Origin of the sequence: Marinomonas pontica (genome assembly GCF_036322735.1) — a bacterium.
Taxonomy (GTDB): Bacteria; Pseudomonadota; Gammaproteobacteria; order Pseudomonadales; family Marinomonadaceae; genus Marinomonas; species Marinomonas pontica.
In genome coordinates this window covers 1,017,774-1,034,713 of the sequence record NZ_AP027271.1, presented here as the reverse complement: position 1 = coordinate 1,034,713, position 16,940 = coordinate 1,017,774, and the positions used below count along the sequence as shown (strand labels likewise).

17 protein-coding genes are annotated in these 16,940 nt (G+C 43.9%); 2 read left to right on the top strand and 15 right to left on the bottom strand.

Features of this window, described 5'->3' with window-relative positions; translation table 11 throughout:
* The first annotated feature begins 249 nt into the window (after positions 1-249).
* Both tnpB and tnpC read left to right on the top strand, forming a co-directional pair.
* On the top strand, positions 250-612 hold the full coding sequence (gene tnpB / locus AABA11_RS04860; RefSeq protein WP_338265879.1) for an IS66 family insertion sequence element accessory protein TnpB: 363 nt from the start codon (positions 250-252) through the stop codon (positions 610-612).
* A 26-nt stretch (positions 613-638) separates the two neighbouring features.
* Positions 639-2,189, top strand: coding sequence for an IS66 family transposase (gene tnpC, locus AABA11_RS04855; protein ID WP_338264682.1), 1,551 nt, complete (start codon positions 639-641; stop codon positions 2,187-2,189).
* Between the two features lie 351 nt (positions 2,190-2,540).
* On the opposite strand, the gene AABA11_RS04850 is transcribed toward tnpC, so the two are convergent.
* The 15 genes from AABA11_RS04850 to sufT form a co-directional block, all read right to left on the bottom strand.
* Positions 2,541-3,134 (bottom strand): hypothetical protein, encoded by a 594-nt coding sequence (locus AABA11_RS04850; protein ID WP_338265877.1) that lies wholly within the window; start codon positions 3,132-3,134, stop codon positions 2,541-2,543.
* A gap of 139 nt (positions 3,135-3,273) precedes the next feature.
* The gene (locus AABA11_RS04845; RefSeq protein ID WP_265728802.1) at positions 3,274-4,323 is read right to left on the bottom strand and encodes a succinylglutamate desuccinylase/aspartoacylase family protein; all 1,050 of its coding nucleotides are present in this window, start codon (positions 4,321-4,323) and stop codon (positions 3,274-3,276) included.
* A complete protein-coding gene (gene rimK / locus AABA11_RS04840) occupies positions 4,323-5,228 on the bottom strand; it encodes a 30S ribosomal protein S6--L-glutamate ligase (protein WP_338265875.1) in 906 nt (301 codons plus the stop codon). Before rimK ends, AABA11_RS04845 begins: the two co-directional genes overlap by 1 nt.
* Positions 5,229-5,440: 212 nt before the next feature.
* Positions 5,441-6,778: a ribosome biogenesis GTPase Der gene (gene der, locus AABA11_RS04835; protein WP_265728800.1), complete on the bottom strand. Its 1,338-nt coding sequence runs from the start codon at positions 6,776-6,778 to the stop codon at positions 5,441-5,443.
* Between the two features lie 90 nt (positions 6,779-6,868).
* Positions 6,869-8,002 (bottom strand): outer membrane protein assembly factor BamB, encoded by a 1,134-nt coding sequence (bamB, locus tag AABA11_RS04830; protein ID WP_338265874.1) that lies wholly within the window; start codon positions 8,000-8,002, stop codon positions 6,869-6,871.
* A 2-nt stretch (positions 8,003-8,004) separates the two neighbouring features.
* The gene (locus AABA11_RS04825) at positions 8,005-8,646 is read right to left on the bottom strand and encodes a YfgM family protein (RefSeq protein ID WP_265728798.1); all 642 of its coding nucleotides are present in this window, start codon (positions 8,644-8,646) and stop codon (positions 8,005-8,007) included.
* 62 nt (positions 8,647-8,708) lie between these two features.
* Complete coding sequence (hisS, locus tag AABA11_RS04820; RefSeq protein ID WP_338265871.1) at positions 8,709-9,983, bottom strand: histidine--tRNA ligase; 1,275 nt, start codon at positions 9,981-9,983, stop codon at positions 8,709-8,711.
* Positions 9,984-9,992: 9 nt separating this feature from the next.
* A complete protein-coding gene (gene ispG / locus AABA11_RS04815; protein ID WP_265728796.1) occupies positions 9,993-11,105 on the bottom strand; it encodes a flavodoxin-dependent (E)-4-hydroxy-3-methylbut-2-enyl-diphosphate synthase in 1,113 nt (370 codons plus the stop codon).
* Positions 11,106-11,113: 8 nt separating this feature from the next.
* A complete protein-coding gene (locus AABA11_RS04810; protein WP_338265868.1) occupies positions 11,114-12,094 on the bottom strand; it encodes a RodZ domain-containing protein in 981 nt (326 codons plus the stop codon).
* 1 nt (position 12,095) lies between these two features.
* Positions 12,096-12,821 carry a hypothetical protein gene (locus AABA11_RS04805; RefSeq protein ID WP_338265866.1) on the bottom strand — a complete coding sequence of 242 codons (726 nt, stop codon included), beginning with the start codon at positions 12,819-12,821 and terminating at the stop codon, positions 12,096-12,098.
* Positions 12,822-12,860: 39 nt separating this feature from the next.
* Positions 12,861-13,976, bottom strand: a complete 1,116-nt coding sequence (gene rlmN / locus AABA11_RS04800) for a dual-specificity RNA methyltransferase RlmN (protein ID WP_338265864.1) — start codon at positions 13,974-13,976, stop codon at positions 12,861-12,863.
* 145 nt (positions 13,977-14,121) lie between these two features.
* Positions 14,122-14,529, bottom strand: coding sequence for a nucleoside-diphosphate kinase (gene ndk / locus AABA11_RS04795; protein WP_338265862.1), 408 nt, complete (start codon positions 14,527-14,529; stop codon positions 14,122-14,124).
* Positions 14,530-14,685: 156 nt separating this feature from the next.
* Complete coding sequence (locus AABA11_RS04790) at positions 14,686-15,840, bottom strand: IscS subfamily cysteine desulfurase (RefSeq protein ID WP_265728792.1); 1,155 nt, start codon at positions 15,838-15,840, stop codon at positions 14,686-14,688.
* A 21-nt stretch (positions 15,841-15,861) separates the two neighbouring features.
* Positions 15,862-16,287, bottom strand: coding sequence for a SufE family protein (locus tag AABA11_RS04785; RefSeq protein WP_265728791.1), 426 nt, complete (start codon positions 16,285-16,287; stop codon positions 15,862-15,864).
* Between the two features lie 118 nt (positions 16,288-16,405).
* Positions 16,406-16,936 carry a putative Fe-S cluster assembly protein SufT gene (gene sufT, locus AABA11_RS04780; RefSeq protein ID WP_265728790.1) on the bottom strand — a complete coding sequence of 177 codons (531 nt, stop codon included), beginning with the start codon at positions 16,934-16,936 and terminating at the stop codon, positions 16,406-16,408.
* Positions 16,937-16,940 lie beyond the last annotated feature (4 nt).

Sequence of the window (16,940 nt, the reverse complement as noted above, 5' to 3'; positions counted from 1 at the left end):
CTTAACTGTATAGGCTAAGACAATAAGCCCAAAAAAAAGCACGCCATCGTTTTAACATGGCGTGCTTTTTTGTTGTTGAACATCCGTTCTTTACTTTAAGGCGAGCAACTCACGATGGCGTCGACGGCAAACAATCACCAATTCCACGGCTGAGATTAAAATCAAAGGTAAGCGTCCGGCAAACCACACATTTTAATTATCTTCAAACACCTTAAAGTCTGTTGTCTTTTAAATCAGAGCAACAGACTCATGTTTACCGCGTCTTCCCAGCTTAACGTTACACTGATTTGTGGGCCTACCGACATGCGTAAAGCCATTGATGGGCTTTGCAATATCGTCGCCTACGATCTTGAAAAAGAACCTTGTAGTGAGAACATTTTTGTCTTCTGTGGTCGAGCACGTGACAAGATCAAAATATTGCAGTGGTCTAATAATGGTTTTTGGTTGCATTACAAACGATTGGAAAAAGGCTCTTTCCAATGGCCTGGCATTGAGGATGAACATTTATCGCGGCACATATCCCATCGACAACTTAATTGGTTGTTGGATGGTTTGCCTCTTCACTCTCAAGAGGCTCATCCGCATTTAACCTATCGATATCATGACGAATAACCCATTAGGTTGGTATAATCCAACCCATGAAAATGCTTCCAGAAAACTTACCCAATGACGTTGAGTCACTCAAGGCTATCTTGCTTGAGCAAGCTCGGCTGTTGGGTGAAAAAGACTCGCAGCTTGCACAGTGGCAATCGAAATACACGTTCATTTTAGAGCAGTGGCGTTTGGCGCAGCAAAAGCAGTTTGGCAAAAGCTCGGAAACCTCACCTGGGCAAGGTGAGTTGTTTGATGAAATGGCGGCCGAATCTGATGTCATCGACACGGAGACTGAAACGCAGACCGTCTCTTACACTCGCTCGAAACCTAAGCGTCAGCCCCTGCCAAAGGATTTACCTCGCGAAACGGTTGTACTGGATATCGCTGAGTCAGACAAAGTCTGCTCATGTTGCCAAGGTGCACTTCATCGCATAGGTGAAGACCGTTCTGAAAAGCTTGATTTTATCCCGGCTCAACTCAAGGTCATCGAAACGGTTCGCCCTAAATACGCGTGCCGTGAGTGTGAGAAAACAGGCACCCAGAATGCGATTAAGCAAGCGGTTGTGCCACCGAGCATTATCCCCAAAGGCATCGCGACCCCTAGTCTGCTGAGTCAGATTATCACGGGCAAATTCCAATACAGCTTACCACTCTATCGACAAGAAACCTTATTTAAGCAATACGGTATCGAGTTGAGCCGACGAACCATGTCAGATTGGATGAAAAAATGTGCCGATGCCTTAGAGAAGCTTTATGAACGGCTGCATCAAGAATTACTGAAACAGTCCGTTATCCAAGCGGATGAAACCACCCTCAATGTGATCAAAGAAGCTCGTTCGAAATGTTACATGTGGGTGTATTGCACAGGCAAAGATGCCCCAGACAAACGCAATCCGATCCCGAATATCGTCCTATACGATTACCAACCGACACGAAGTGGGCAATGCGCCGTCGACTTTTTACAAGGCTTCGATGGCTATCTTAATGTCGATGGCTACCAAGCGTACGAATCGACCCAAGCCAAGCTGGCTGGTTGCTGGGCACATGCACGTCGTAAGTTTATTGAAGCGGAAAAAGGCATGCCGAAAGGCAAGTCAGGAAAAGCAACGATGGCGATCAATCACATCAAAAAGCTGTACGCTATCGAGACGTTGGCCCAACAGGCTGACAATGCAGAAGCCGCCTTTAAAATCCGTCAGGAGCAAGCGCCCGAAGTCTTAGCGAACTACAAAGCCTGGCTTGAAAAATCGGCTCAACAAGTGCCACCGAAATCCTTATTGAGCAAAGCGATCCAATACAATCTCAATCAATGGGACAAACTGAGCGTTTACTTGACCGATTATCGTATCAACATCGATAACAACCGAGCGGAGCGCGCCATCAAGCCCTTCGTGATTGGACGCAAAAACTGGTTGTTCTCCAATACGGGGAATGGTGCAAAATCCAGTGCAACGCTTTACAGCATAATAGAAACAGCCAAAGCCAATGGGCTTATCCCTTATGATTACTTAGTAAGATTGTTTGAAGAGCTGCCGAGAAGAAAAGAAAACGATGACATGGAAGAATTATTGCCGTGGAATATCAAGCTGACTTAAGATTGAGAATAAAGATAAAAATCTTCCCGCTGCATCCATGCAGCCTTGAATCTTCCTGAAAAGAGACAGAGCCTCCGTCCTGGAGGCATAGGTAAATCCTTTACCCTCTGTCAAATCTTAAATTATTACAATCACGTGTCAGATACAAGTTTTATGGCAATAAAAAATTAACGCGGCCTATATGTGGTTTACCGCACGCTTACATTTATAGCAAGATTTAGGCATTCACTATCTTATAAAAACACATTAGATTCAATAGGTTGAGAGTTTTTCAGGGACGACAGTGTAACGTTCAGTTGGGAAGATGCAGTAAACATGAGTCTGTTGCTCCTATTTAAAAGACAACAGACTTTAAGGGGTTTGGGAAAGATTAAAATGTGTGGTTTGCCGCACGCTTACAATCAAAGTGTAACCTAGGGTTTCAATACCCTCTTCCACTATATTTTTTACGATGCGCATATACGAATCGCCCATTACCGCTTGCCAAAATGACGCTCTACCCATGAGTCTGGAAAAGGCCAAAATGGCCACAAAACCCGCTAAAAAAGTACCGAAGCTTGACTGTTGTGAATACGCCTTTAGCGAGGCATATATTGACGAAAACCGCCCCCATAAAAAAACAATAACACAAACAAAAATAAGGCCCACTAGAGCTTGCCAAGCCCCATCAAACACATAGTGATCTAACAGAGAATCGGACTCTCGAACGAACATCATCGCCAATAAAGCCGCCAATAGTGTCGACGCTATATTCAGTTGTGCGTCCTTTCTCGCGACATAAAGAAACAATAAGCAACTCAGAAAAGACATCATATCTTGCAAGTGTTCTGTAAGAGAATGCTCACTGTATTCTGCAACAGAACCCGACTGATAGCCTTCTAAGGAAATAAGCTGCGCAACAACAGCGACAGCAAAAAGGTAAATAACACTACGAAGAATGAACATGAAAAACCTCAACATTTGATGCTGAGATTTTAATGAAAAAAAAGTGTAATAACGACTTAACGGAATGAAATGACACCGTCATTTCTTATTGCGTGCTGATCTAATGCAACTTATACAACAAATAGCATGAATCCATGATTTAAGACGATTTATAGTCAATTAAACTCAGTGAGGCTTCACTGTCCATTAGCTCATCCTGCATGCTTTCAACATGCCCTGCCACTTCATCAGGAGAAGTAAAGTGAGCAATATGGTACATAGCATCGCCTTCTTGCACTAATGGAATATTTTGCTTACCGATAATAATACCGCCATTTTTGCACAATACTTTATCCAAGATATCGCCATAAGGGTCTTTTATTTCAGCCAGAACATCGCCTGTTTCAACCAAGTCACCCAGCTCTTTGATGTGTGTGGTAAAACCACTGTCCGTAGCCCTAATCCAACTACTACTGCGAGCAATCCTTGGTTCAGACAGTGACTTTTTGCTGCGCGATTTAGGCAACATACTCAGGTGCCTCATCACCCCTACAATCCCTTTTACGCCTGCTCTTATTGATAGCTCATCAAACCGTAAGGCTTCTCCTGCTTCATAGAGTATTACCTTGGCACCAACGTCATTCGCGCACTCTCGTAATGAGCCATCACGAAGGTTAGAGTTCATCAGTACAGGCACCCCAAACGCCTTGGCAATTGACAATGTTTCAGGGTCATCCAAATTTGCTCTTACTTGCGGTAAATTCGTGCGGTGTAAACTTCCGGTGTGTAAGTCTATGCCGTAATCTGCCTTGGCAACGATTTCACTCAAAAACCGATCCGCAACGCGCCCTGCTAAGGAGCCTCGTTTAGAGCCGGGAAAAGAACGGTTTAAATCGCGGCGGTCAGGCAAGTAACGACTTTGGCTCAATACGCCATACCCATTAACAATGGGCACAGCGATCAAGGTCCCTTTCAGGTTTTCAAGGTATTTACTTTGAATAATACGGCTAATAATCTCGATGCCATTTAACTCATCACCATGAATAGCAGCACTAATAAACAAGGTCGGCCCTGAGCGCTTACCACGCTTTACAAACACAGGCATCGACATGTTAGTGTCGGTATACAACTTCACCATTGGTAGTTTAATGCGAGCTGTACCACCCAATGGGATGTCGACACCGCCAATGGTTAAAGTTGATTTGCCCATTAGCCTTTTCCTTTCGTCTTTGTGCTACTTTGCAACGCGGTTTTTTCGATATGTTGAATAATCATCGAAGCCACATCCTTTCCTGTTGCGGATTCAATTCCTTCCAGACCAGGCGAAGAATTCACTTCCATAATCAATGGGCCATGGTTAGACCTTAAAATATCAACACCACACATGTTCAGGCCCATCACTTTCGCAGCCTCTACCGCCGTACGGCGCTCTTCTGGTGATAATCTAATTAACGATGCCGTGCCACCACGGTGAAGGTTTGAGCGAAACTCTCCTTCAGCACCTTGACGTTTCATTGCCGCGATCACTTTACCGCCCACCACAAGACAACGTATGTCTGCGCCACCCGCCTCTTTAATGTATTCCTGCACCAAAATATTGGCTTTTAGCCCCATAAAGGCTTCGATAATAGATTCCGCTGTTTTATTTGATTCAGCCAGAACCACGCCAATTCCTTGCGTTCCTTCTAATAATTTAATAACCACTGGGGCTCCGCCGACGTTTTTCAACAAGTCGCCGATCTTATCCGGATGGTGTGCGAAACCTGTTTTAGGCAAGCCAAGCCCTTTACGGGACATCAATTGCAAGGATCTTAACTTATCACGAGAACGGCTAATGGCGACCGATTCATTGATGCTGTACGTCCCCATCATTTCAAACTGTCGAACCACCGCCGTTCCATAAAACGTGACGGAAGCACCAATTCTAGGGATAACCGCATCGTATTTAGGCAGCGGTTTGCCATCGTAACGGACGGAAGGGCTGCTGCTTGTAATGTCCATATAGCAGTGCATCGTGTCAATTACATCCACCTCATGGCCAAGCTTTTCACCGGCCTCAACCAAACGACGAGTGGAATAAAGTCGAGGATTACGAGAAAGAATTGCGATTTTCATAGATGTCCTTTGAACAAAAAAAGAAAGCAAACGCAAAAACGATGCTTAGAAAATAAGGCGCATATTAAAAGGTTAACGCCATCGGCGCGAGAATAGTGAATAACCTTATATTTAGAAAGAGATTTCATTCATTTTACATAAAAAAATCTCCAAGTCCCCATGTAAAAAACAGGCACTCAGAGATTCTTAGACACTCTTATAAAAAATAGTTGTTATTTCTTAGGAGCGAACGGGTTCTCAGAAGATTTGAACTCGAAAATAATTGGCGTACCCGTGATGTTTAACACGGTTCTGAACTTATTCTCTAGATAACGCTTATAGCTACCTGGCAATGAATCTGTCTGATTACCATGCACAACAATACGCGGCGGGTTAGATCCACCTTGGTGCGCGTAACGTAATTTAATTCGACGGCTATTAACCATTGGTGGCTGATGCTCAGCCACAGAGTCTTCAAGAATACGAGTCAAACGGTTGGTCGACCACTTCGCATAACAAGATTCATACGTACTTTCTATCGTATCGTACAAGTCACCAACACCTGTACCGTGCAAGGCCGAGATGTAATGCACCTTAGCATAAGGAACAAAACCCAAACGACGTTCAACCTCACTCTTAATGTGCTCACGATCGTCTTTCTTCAAACCATCCCATTTATTAATGGCAATGATTACGCCGCGACCCGCATCCAACACATAACCAATCATATGAAGATCTTGTTCAACCAAATCCTCATGGGAGTCGATGACCACAATAACCACATTGGCGTCTTGGATAGCCTGCAAAGTCTTAACAATAGAAAACTTCTCAACCGCTTCTTTTACATGCTTACGACGACGAATCCCTGCGGTATCAATAAGTGTGTATTCTTTATCGTGACGAACATAAGGAATGTAAACACTGTCTCGTGTCGTACCAGGCATGTCATATACCACAACACGATCTTCGCCCAACATTCGGTTTACCAATGTAGATTTCCCCACATTCGGACGACCGACCACCCCAATACGAATACCACGCGATTCAAGGTTAATTTGATTCTTCGCTTCTTCGACACGCTCGGCATACGGCAACATTACCTTGTCAATCAAGATATGTACGCCTTTACCATGAGAAGCTGCGATAGGGTGAAGTTCACCCATACCCAAAGAATAAAAATCCGCTAACGCGATGTCTTCGTTAATACCGTCCGTCTTATTTACAACAAGAGAAACCGGCTTATTGGAACGACGTAAGTGATTCGCAATCATTTCATCGGCTGGGTTCAATCCATGACGTCCATCCACCAAAAACAAAACGGCATCCGCTTCTTCTATTGCCAGCAAAGACTGGCGAGCCATTTTTTCGTCAATACCTTGTTCATCACCACTGATACCGCCAGTATCAATAACAATAAATTCATGCTCACCAAGCTTTCCATCACCGTATTTACGGTCACGAGTTAAGCCTGGGTAATCGGCAACCAAAGCATCACGAGATCTCGTCAACTGATTGAAAAGCGTTGATTTGCCAACATTGGGTCTACCTACCAATGCAATAACTGGAATCATTTTTTTACCTATAAAAATACAAAGTGGCCACCATCTCCATAGGGGGATGGCAGCCGCTTCTAAAATTCGCTACAAAAATCAGAATCGATTTCAGTAGCTCAATGCCGTCACATTAGCGTTCGGCGTTAAAAGAAATAATTGCTTATCTTTTGCTACCATACGACTACCAGATGGAACACTATTATCCGCTAATCGATGCGCAGCCACTTCACCTGTTACTAGGTCAAGTAAATGAACATAGCCACCACGGTCCATCACAGCAACATAGTCTCTAAAAAATTCTGGCGTAATCAAATCTCGTTCAATAAGATCTGAATTTTCCCATATTTCGGTGCCATTCTTTGCGTTCAGAGCGATCACCTTGCTCTTCATATCAACTGCAACCAATAGCTCCCCTTTGACGGCTACCCCTACGGAACTAGAGATACTACGCTGCCAAAGTGGACGACCATTTTCAATAGAAAGTGCGACCAAGGTGCCGTTATATGCAACCGCATAAACCACCCCATTTGCGACAATCAATCGACCATCAATATCGCTTAACCGCTCTATTTCGTAACGCCCTTCTGGTTTGCCTACTTCATAAGACCAAACGAGACTGCCTGTTTGAAGGTCGTACGCTTTCAACTTGCCATCAGCAAAACCTGCAATGACTTTGCCATTTGCAATAATAGGCGCGCTTGTACCACGAACTGTCAATGATGGCAAATCTTCTTTTGCTCGCCATTGAGTATCACCCGTATTGGCATCTAACACGCTCAGCCATCCATCGGCAGTCTGAATCGCTAACTTGCCGGCCGCGTAAGCTGATTCAGACAAAACTTCAGAACTAAGCGTCTTCTCCCACAAGATGGACTTGCTCGACATTGACGCAGCTACTAACTGAGCATCATAAGTACCAAAATACAAAACGTCATCATGACGAGTCACACCAGAGCTTGCTCTGTAAGTGGTCTCAAAGGCGTCTTTTTCTTTACCATTTTCCTGATTAAGTTCGTACAGCGTTCCCTTATCAGTGACAAAGAAAAGAGAACCGTCTTCTGCCACAAGATTAAAACGCTCGCTCGATTCGCCGAAATTACTGTCGACGCCAGAGCGCCACGACTTTGACAAATCCACTTTATTCTCTAAAGACGGAAGATCTGGCAATGCAGGACGAGAGTTAGAACACCCTTGAAGCACAAGTGTGGCACACACTATGATGAACAGAGACGACTTACGCATAGTTATCCCTTCACCAAATCCTTCAGTTTTATATCAAGCAATGGATGATTGACACCGACACCTAAAGCATCGCTGGCTTTTTGATACGCCAATCGAGCCTCATCACGCTTTCCTTGCTGTATATAAATATCACCTATTAACTCTTGTTTTTGCGCATCAAACTCTTGCTCAGTCACTTTTTCAGCACGAGCCAAGGCACCACTGAAATCGTCTTTTTGCAGCATCAGTTGCGCAATTCGCAAATCAGCAATGGCAATAAAAGAAGCATCTTCTGTTTTACCTATAGCATTTTCTAGATCAGTAATTGCTTGATCATACTGGCCTTTTTCAGCATCGACTCGAGCTAAAAATAATTGCCCAAACATAGCATAACCCGTATCGCCATAATCCTCAGACAATTGCTTGGCAATAAAGGTTACTGTTTTTTGATTATTCTCATCACTTAAGTCTGCGGCTGCCTGAACCAAGTTTTGATACAGTGCAGACGCCTCACTGGTGTAATTCGCTTGACTTGTTTTCCAAGCCTGCCAGCCGAAATAACCACCGACAGCAATAGCGACAGCAGCAACGGTCATCAGACCATTTTTCTTCCACCAAGATTTAAATGCTTCGATTTGTTCTTCTTCAGTCTTTAGTTCAGACACTTTCGTTTCCTCATACAAGGTATACTGCCAAATAATTTAAAGGCGCACACTGTTCAATTCAATTACAACGCAGCATTGATAAAAGCAGCAACATCATCAAAAGGAAGCGCTTTTTGCTCGCCCGTTGACATATCTTTAACCTGACAAATACCTTGCTCCACTTCGTCTTGACCTACAATAATCGTAAATCGAGCGTCGGACTTATCCGCTTTTTTCATTTGGTTTTTAAAATTACCACCACCACAATGGCGCAATATCACCAAATCAGAATGTGCTTCGCGCAAGGTTTCGGCCAGAACAAAGGAGGCTATCTCGGCATCGTCTCCCATACTGATAACAAACACATCCGTTGAGAATTTAGCGTCCTCTGGGATTAGATCTAATGTCTCAAGCAATAACACCAAACGTTCAATTCCCATAGCAAATCCGACCGCTGGTGTTGGCTTGCCACCTAACTGCTCAACCAAACCATCGTAGCGACCACCCGCACAAACGGTTGCTTGCGAGCCTAAATGAGTCGTCACCCATTCAAACACTGTCTTACCGTAATAATCTAAACCACGAACCAAACGACGATTGATCACATAGGAGATTCCATTCGCCTTCAGTGCCGCCTGCAAACGGTCAAAATGCGCTTGGGATTCTTCCCCAATAAAGTCTTCTAAATTTGGCGCATTTTTGAGAACAGCTTGAGTTGCTTCGTCTTTAGAGTCCAAAATTCGTAGTGGGTTAGTGGTAAGACGACGCTGACTGTCTTCATCAAGCTGATCTTTATATTGCGTTAGGTAATCCACCAAAGCGGCTTTATAAGTCTCACGCTCAGAAGCCAATCCAATTGTGTTTAATTGCAGTTCAACATGCTCTAAAAGACCGAGCTTTTTCCATAAGCGAGCAGACAAAATAATCAATTCCGCATCGATATCCGCCGATCCCATACCGAAAGATTCCACGCCAATTTGATGAAATTGACGATAACGACCTTTTTGCGGACGTTCATAACGGAACATAGGACCGGTGTACCACAAGCGTTGTACTTGGTTAAATAGTAGGCCAGCCTGATCGGCCGCACGGACACAACTCGCCGTTCCTTCAGGGCGTAACGTCAACGACTCGCCATTACGATCTTCAAAGGTGTACATTTCTTTTTCAACAATATCCGTTGTCTCACCAACACCGCGCTTGAACAAATCGGTATTTTCGACAATAGGAAAACGGATTTGTTGGTATCCATAAGACTTAACAACACTCGCTACTGTTTTTTCTAAATATAACCAAACAGAGGACTGATCAGGCAAAATATCGTTCATTCCCCTGATTGCTTGAATTTTACGAGCCACAATGGATCCTTAATTTTTTACAATAATATTGGCTAATTCCTGTTCTTTCAGGAGCGCCTTTTTACGAATCATGTTTTCCAAATCATCAACAAGCGTTTCATTTTTCGTCTTGCTGCTTGGTTTACCATCTTGATAAATTAAGTTATTTGGCGTGCCGCCAGCCAAGCCGATATCCGCTTCTTTTGCTTCACCGGGGCCATTAACAACACAACCAATAACCGCCACGTCCATCGGAATCGTAATGTCCTCTAAACGCTCTTCTAACTCATTCATCGTTTTAATAACATCAAAGTTCTGACGAGAGCAGCTTGGGCAGGCAATAAAGTTGATTCCCCGATTGCGCAATTTCAAACTACGCAACATGTCCCAACCCACTTTCACCTCTTGAACTGGATCTGCCGCCAGAGAAACGCGTAGCGTGTCACCGATACCATCCATCAAAAGCAGACCTAACCCGATAGAAGACTTTACCGTTCCCGAGCGTAATCCGCCCGCTTCTGTAATACCCAAGTGCAAAGGGTTGTCAATTTGGCTAGCAATTTTACGATAAGCCTCGACCGTCATAAAAATATCGGACGCTTTCAGACTTAATTTGTACTCATGAAAATCCAATTCATCGAAATACTGAATTTGGCGAAAAGCCGATTCCACCAACGCATCGGGTGTTGGTTCACCGTACTTTTTTTGCAAATCTTTTTCTAACGATCCAGCGTTCACACCAATTCGAATCGGAATATTCTTGTCTCTTGCACAATCAACAACGGCACGCACACGGTCTTTATTGCCGATGTTGCCCGGATTAATACGGAGACAATCTACCCCATATTCAGCCACTTTTAATGCAATTTTATAGTCAAAATGAATATCCGCAACTAACGGTGTGGACACCGCTTCTCGTATTTTCTTAAACGCTTCTGCTGCGTCCATAGAAGGAATCGATACTCGTACTATGTCAGCACCGGCGTCCGCTATTGCACGAATTTGCGCGACCGTGGCATCCACATCGCAGGTTTCAGTATTCGTCATACTCTGAATACTAATTGGCGCTCCACCGCCTACCGGAACATTCCCGACCATAATTTGACGAGAATGGCGGCGTTTTATAGGTGATTCAAAATGCATAGAAGTCTCTACTTGAGCTCAAAGCGAGCCAAATCTTTACGTGTAAAAGAAGAAAAATCGAAATCTTCACCTTTGTATTTCAAGGATGAAACACCTTTGGCATAACCTAATACCACTCGGTAAGGCGCTTTTCCTGTCAGTGTTAATTCACTGCCAGCGGATTTAACACCAGAGAATAAAATTTTGCCTGATGCATCACGGACTTCAGTCCAACAATCCGCATCAAAGGTAACAACCACATCGTTCGAATAAGAAGGTGCTTTTGTTTCAGTGGCCAATTCTGCTGGCACTTCAGCGGTTGCTCTCACAACCTCTTCAGGACTCACACCAGCTTCTTCTAAAATGGCCATTGTCTCCGCTGACAATCCAGTCACCACATCACCTTGTTCTAGTGATTCTTCGGTAACTTCGCTGGTTGCTTGTGGCTGCTTGTCAGATACGACCTCAGCAATCACTTCAGGCTCATTAGCTTCATTAGACAACACTGGCGCTTCGCGCTCATCATTAGCAGCCGACGCGGTATTCTCGCTTGAGGCTTCCACATTCGTTCCAGCCGCTTCAAAGTCTTTATTCGATTGCGCTGGCCACCAGAACACCAAAAACACCAATACAGCAACAATAACCACTGAAACAAGCATCACAATAGGATCCCCTAGGTGCGTTTGTTTATTTACCTTATCAACGGGTTTTATTGTTGGTTCTGCATCGGCCAATTCTGCATCAAATGCATTCAATATTTCGGACGGCTCAACACCGAGCAAACGGCAGTAGCTTTTTAGAAACCCACGAGCGAATGTCGTGGATCGAAAATATTTAAAATTATTGGACTCAAGGGCGCGAACTTGATCAATAGGAATTTTTAACTCTGTTGCAACATGTCTTTCATCAAACTCTAGTTCTAATCTCTTAACTTTAAGTCGCTTACCAATATTAATCGTGTCTACATTTGCTTTACTTACAGAAACATCAGTTTGAAATTCAGTTGTCATGTCAATACCTTGAGCCATTCAGGCATGTAAAATTACTCGCAGATGAGGACAGTGTAGGGTCAGTCTCGCGTGCAATTAAATGCCGCGACAGACAGTTGTACTCATCAAAATGCACCGATCCTCGGGCAATTTGCTTATTCGCCTGGATATTATTAAAAATTAAGCGAGCTTTGTCATTACTACCTTGTATTAAAACAAGATTGAGCTCTGTCATCAAACCAATCAGAGGCAAATCCGCAATTTCTTTTGCCTGTTTCAGATAGATACTCGCTAAATTTACGTGATTCTGACGTATTGCACATCTAGAAAGATTAATCTGCACTGATTGACGTTTAGAAAGGCTGTTTTTGTCCGCTTTTTCGAACACTTCACATGCCTGCCTCCAACGCAATTTATGCCCAAGCAGTACACCGTAGTTGTTCAAAATAAAGTCGTCTTCTGGATATTTTTCTAAGGCATGCTCATAGACTAAAAATGCGCGCTCGTACTCTTCAACACTCAACCAATACAAACTTAATAAGCGCCAATATTCACGTCCCTGATCTGCAACACTCACTTGATCTAACTGTTTTTTTGCCAGCGCCCATTGCCCAAGCAGCAAATGCGCTTGAATAACAGACAATCGCTTAGCATCAGAAAGTGAAGGTCGAGGCGGGGAAACAACTTGATAAGCACAAGACGCGTTTAATAAGCAACACAACAAAAGTGGTAAAAACCAAAATCGCATACTGACATCCTTGTCATACACAGAAAATTAATTCAGAAATTAATCTTTTACTTCGCGTAACTCAATGTACTTTTGGCTGCGACGAGTTTTGTCATGAAAATCGCCCACCAGCTGACCACAAGCCGCATCAATATCATCACCACGAGTCGTTCGAACGGTCACAGTATAACCGGCATCCGCTAAAATCTTCTGGAAACGACGTGTTCGATTATTAGACGGTTTCTCATAACCGGAATGAGGGAAAGGGTTAAATGGAATCAAATTGATTTTACATTCCAACTCTTTAAGAAGCTCAGCCAACTCATGTGCCTGCTCTTCATTGTCATTCACCCCAGACATTAAGGTGTACTCTATCGTAATGTGACGTTTATCAGGCAAATTAGCCAAATAAAACTGACAAGACTCAAGCAATTCAGCGATAGGATACTTTTTATTGATTGGCACAAGCTCATTTCGCAAAGTGTCATTTGGCGCATGTAATGAAATGGCCAAAGACACATCGGTACGTTTTACCAATTCATAGATTTTTGGCACGACACCGGATGTACTTAAAGTAACTCGACGCTTGGACAAACCGTAGGCATGGTCATGCATCATTAGGATCATAGCATCAACAACGGGTTCGAAGTTCATCAGCGGCTCACCCATCCCCATCATTACCACGTTGGTAACACGACGAGGACCATTTGGATCCATAGGACCAAACGACTTAATCGCAATCCAAACCTGACCAATAATTTCAGCCGGTGTTAAATTACGGTTAAAACCTTGCTTACCCGTTGAACAAAAGCTGCAATCCAAAGAGCAACCAACCTGTGAAGAAACACACAAGGTCGCTCTGTCACCATCTGGAATCAAAACCGTTTCTACGCAATCGTTCTTACCACCTTCGGTACGGATGATCCATTTACGTGTACCATCGGTAGAAATATTCTGTGACACTACTTCAGGCCCACGAATTTCACAGATTTGTTCCAACTTAGCACGCAGCGCCTTACTGACATCGGTCATCTCATCGAAGCTCTCCGCTCCCTTTTGATGGATCCATTTGATTACCTGAGTGGCGCGAAACTTCTTCTCACCAATGGATTCAAAAAACTCAATCAGTTTCTCCGGAGATAAACCCAATAGGTTTACTTTTTTGATGTCAGTCATAATTCAATGTCGCTTGCTATGGTTAGCATTAAGTGTAAACGAAAAAAGCCTCTGAAAAGAAAAGTCTTTTCAGAAGCCTCTGTAAAAAAGCGGGCTAGCGCCCGCTTTTTTAAAACAGATCGGACACGAAAGTCCTAGCTGTCAATTACTTACCGAAGAAGTAAGCAATTTCACGAGTTGCAGATTCAACAGAATCAGAACCGTGAACAGCATTCGCATCGATAGACGTTGCATAATCTGCACGCAAAGTACCAGCAGTCGCTTCTTTAGGGTTAGTAGCACCCATCAGTTCACGGTGACGAAGTACAGCGCCTTCACCTTCAAGAACAGAAACAACAACAGGGCCAGACGTCATGAAAGTAACCAAATCTTTGTAGAAAGGACGCTCTTTGTGCTCAGCGTAAAAACCGCCAGCCAATTCGTCGTCTAGTTGAATCATTTTAGCTTCAACGATTTTAAAACCAGCACGCTCGAAACGAGTGTAGATTTCGCCGATTACGTTTTTAGCAACAGCATCTGGCTTGATGATAGATAGAGTGCGTTCTAACGCCATGGTATAACTCCAAATTAAATTTTAAAGGGTGATGCCATTTGCATGACCCAGGACATAAAAGTTCAGCGCGCGTATTATACGCATCAATTTATTAAAATTGTATGATCAAAAGAACATTATTTATTCAAATAAGAATAAAAGCACCAATTCTCACGCCTAACCCATCGAACGAAGACGAGTTACCGCATTTTTGATGGTTCCAGCAGCAAAATCCACCTCTTCTTCTGTCGTAAAACGCCCAACAGAGAGACGCAAAGAGCTGTGTGCCAGATCATCGGCCAAACCAATGGTGCGCAAAACATAAGACGGTTCTAAGCTTGCCGATGTACAAGCAGAACCCGAAGAAACGGCAACATCACTCAAGGACATCAACAAAACTTCACCGTCAACATCTGAAAATCCCACATTCAATACACCCGCAACGCGACTGTCAGCATCACCATTAAGATGTACACCAGACAACTCTGTTAACGACGCCCACAAACGCTCACGCAAAGCTTTGATGCGAGCACAATCTTGCTCCATTTCTTCACCCGCTAAACGAAACGCTTCTCCCATACCGACGATTTGATGAGTGGCCAAGGTACCAGAACGCATACCGCGTTCATGACCACCACCGTGAATTTGCGCCTCTAACTTCACTTTCGGTGAGCGACGCACAAATAATGCACCAATGCCTTTTGGGCCATAGGTTTTATGAGCCGTAAGCGACATTAAATCCACTTTCATGGCATTAACGTCAATCTCAACTTTGCCAGTGGTTTGTGCGGCATCTACATGAAAAAACACGCCACGAGAACGTGTTAACTCGCCAATCGCCGCAATATCGGTCAACACACCCAGCTCATTATTGCCATGCATCAAGGAAACTAAAACAGTGTCTTCACGAAGCGCGTCTTCCACTTGACTCGGTGAAATCACGCCATGAACATCTGGCTGCAAGTAGGTCACTTCAAAGCCATCTTTCTCTAGCTGCTTACAAGGGTCCAAAACCGCCTTATGTTCAATCATAGACGTAATTATATGGCGGCCTTTTTGACGATAAGCGTGAGCAACACCTTTCAGCGCTAAATTATTGGCTTCCGTTGCACCTGACGTCCACACGATTTCACGGGAGTCTGCGTTGATCAAACTCGCCACCTGCAACCTAGCTTCTTCTACCGCTTCTTCTGCTCGCCAACCAAAAAGATGAGAACGCGAAGCAGGGTTTCCAAAATTACCGTCCTGCGTTAGGCACGCCATCATTTTCTCAGCCACTCTTGGGTCAACGGGTGTGGTGGCAGAATTGTCTAGGTAAACCGGGGTGTTCATTTAACGCTCTCCAATAAAAAATTAAGCAGCAGCCTGCGCGATACCTTTGATGCGGCCCACAATAGAACGCAAGCCATTGCCACGGGTCGGGCTCAAATGTCTCTCAAGATCCAGCTCTTCAAAATACGCTGTAATATCGAAATCTAAAATTTCTTGCGGTGTTTTATGATCCAATGCCGCCAACACCAAACCCAGTAAACCGCGAACAATAATCGCATCACTGTCGACAGAAAAAGTCAGCACTTCACCTTTTTCTGTATCCTGCTCACTGCCAGGTTGGATCCAAACGCTGCTCTGACAACCTTTCACTAAACGTTCAGGCGTGCGCCACGCATCATCAAATGCGGGCAAAGATTTACCTAAATCAATAATGTACTTGTACTTATCTTCCCAATCGTCAAAAAACGACAGATCGTCTACGATGTCTTCCGTACTAGGTAAAGCCATGACTACCCTCTTTGTGCACTAAAGCCTATTAAAACAAAAACGGCTTTGGCTAAGCGCCAAGGCCGTTTCCTATTGTATTCGATTTTAATCGATGACCGAAGCGATCAAAAGAAAGTCATTAGAAGAAAAGACCAGCTTCTAATTGCGCTTCTTCACTCATCATTTCTCGTGACCAAGGTGGATCAAATACCAAATCCACTTTGACAGAATCAACATTCGGTACTTTCGCCACTCGATACTTAACATCACCAACCAAAACAGGCCCCATTCCACATCCCGGCGCGGTTAATGTCATATCAATCAAAACCGATTTTGCTTTTTGATCTATCGTCACTTTGTATACCAAGCCTAACGACACCAAACTGATAGGGATTTCAGGGTCGTAAATGGTATCCAGCGCCTGCCAAACTTGTTCTTCGTTTACTTCGCCAGTACCAAGATCTTCGAAATCCAAAACCTCAGGTTGCTGACCAATCGCTTCAGCGTCTGTGCCATCAATGCGCAGCATATTGCCTTGCCACGTAACAGTGTAATTGCCGCCCAAACTTTGGTTGATTGTAATAAATTGACCTTCAGGAATACTAATCGGCTCGCCGCTTGGAACTCGTCTTGCAGGACAAGCACGATTTGTTACTACCATTTTTTGCATGAAG

Excerpts from the sequence above, each read along its gene's own strand:
- tnpB (WP_338265879.1), top strand. The coding sequence starts at position 250 with ATGTTTACCGCGTCTTCCCAGCTTAACGTTACACTGATTTGTGGGCCT.
- tnpC (WP_338264682.1), top strand. The coding sequence starts at position 639 with ATGAAAATGCTTCCAGAAAACTTACCCAATGACGTTGAGTCACTCAAG.
- AABA11_RS04850 (WP_338265877.1), bottom strand. The coding sequence starts at position 3,134 with ATGTTCATTCTTCGTAGTGTTATTTACCTTTTTGCTGTCGCTGTTGTT.
- AABA11_RS04845 (WP_265728802.1), bottom strand. The coding sequence starts at position 4,323 with ATGGGCAAATCAACTTTAACCATTGGCGGTGTCGACATCCCATTGGGT.
- rimK (WP_338265875.1), bottom strand. The coding sequence starts at position 5,228 with ATGAAAATCGCAATTCTTTCTCGTAATCCTCGACTTTATTCCACTCGT.
- der (WP_265728800.1), bottom strand. The coding sequence starts at position 6,778 with ATGATTCCAGTTATTGCATTGGTAGGTAGACCCAATGTTGGCAAATCA.
- bamB (WP_338265874.1), bottom strand. The coding sequence starts at position 8,002 with ATGCGTAAGTCGTCTCTGTTCATCATAGTGTGTGCCACACTTGTGCTT.
- ispG (WP_265728796.1), bottom strand. The coding sequence starts at position 11,105 with ATGCATTTTGAATCACCTATAAAACGCCGCCATTCTCGTCAAATTATG.
- AABA11_RS04810 (WP_338265868.1), bottom strand. The coding sequence starts at position 12,094 with ATGACAACTGAATTTCAAACTGATGTTTCTGTAAGTAAAGCAAATGTA.
- AABA11_RS04805 (WP_338265866.1), bottom strand. The coding sequence starts at position 12,821 with ATGCGATTTTGGTTTTTACCACTTTTGTTGTGTTGCTTATTAAACGCG.
- rlmN (WP_338265864.1), bottom strand. The coding sequence starts at position 13,976 with ATGACTGACATCAAAAAAGTAAACCTATTGGGTTTATCTCCGGAGAAA.
- ndk (WP_338265862.1), bottom strand. The coding sequence starts at position 14,529 with ATGGCGTTAGAACGCACTCTATCTATCATCAAGCCAGATGCTGTTGCT.
- AABA11_RS04790 (WP_265728792.1), bottom strand. The coding sequence starts at position 15,840 with ATGAACACCCCGGTTTACCTAGACAATTCTGCCACCACACCCGTTGAC.
- AABA11_RS04785 (WP_265728791.1), bottom strand. The coding sequence starts at position 16,287 with ATGGCTTTACCTAGTACGGAAGACATCGTAGACGATCTGTCGTTTTTT.
- sufT (WP_265728790.1), bottom strand. The coding sequence starts at position 16,936 with ATGCAAAAAATGGTAGTAACAAATCGTGCTTGTCCTGCAAGACGAGTT.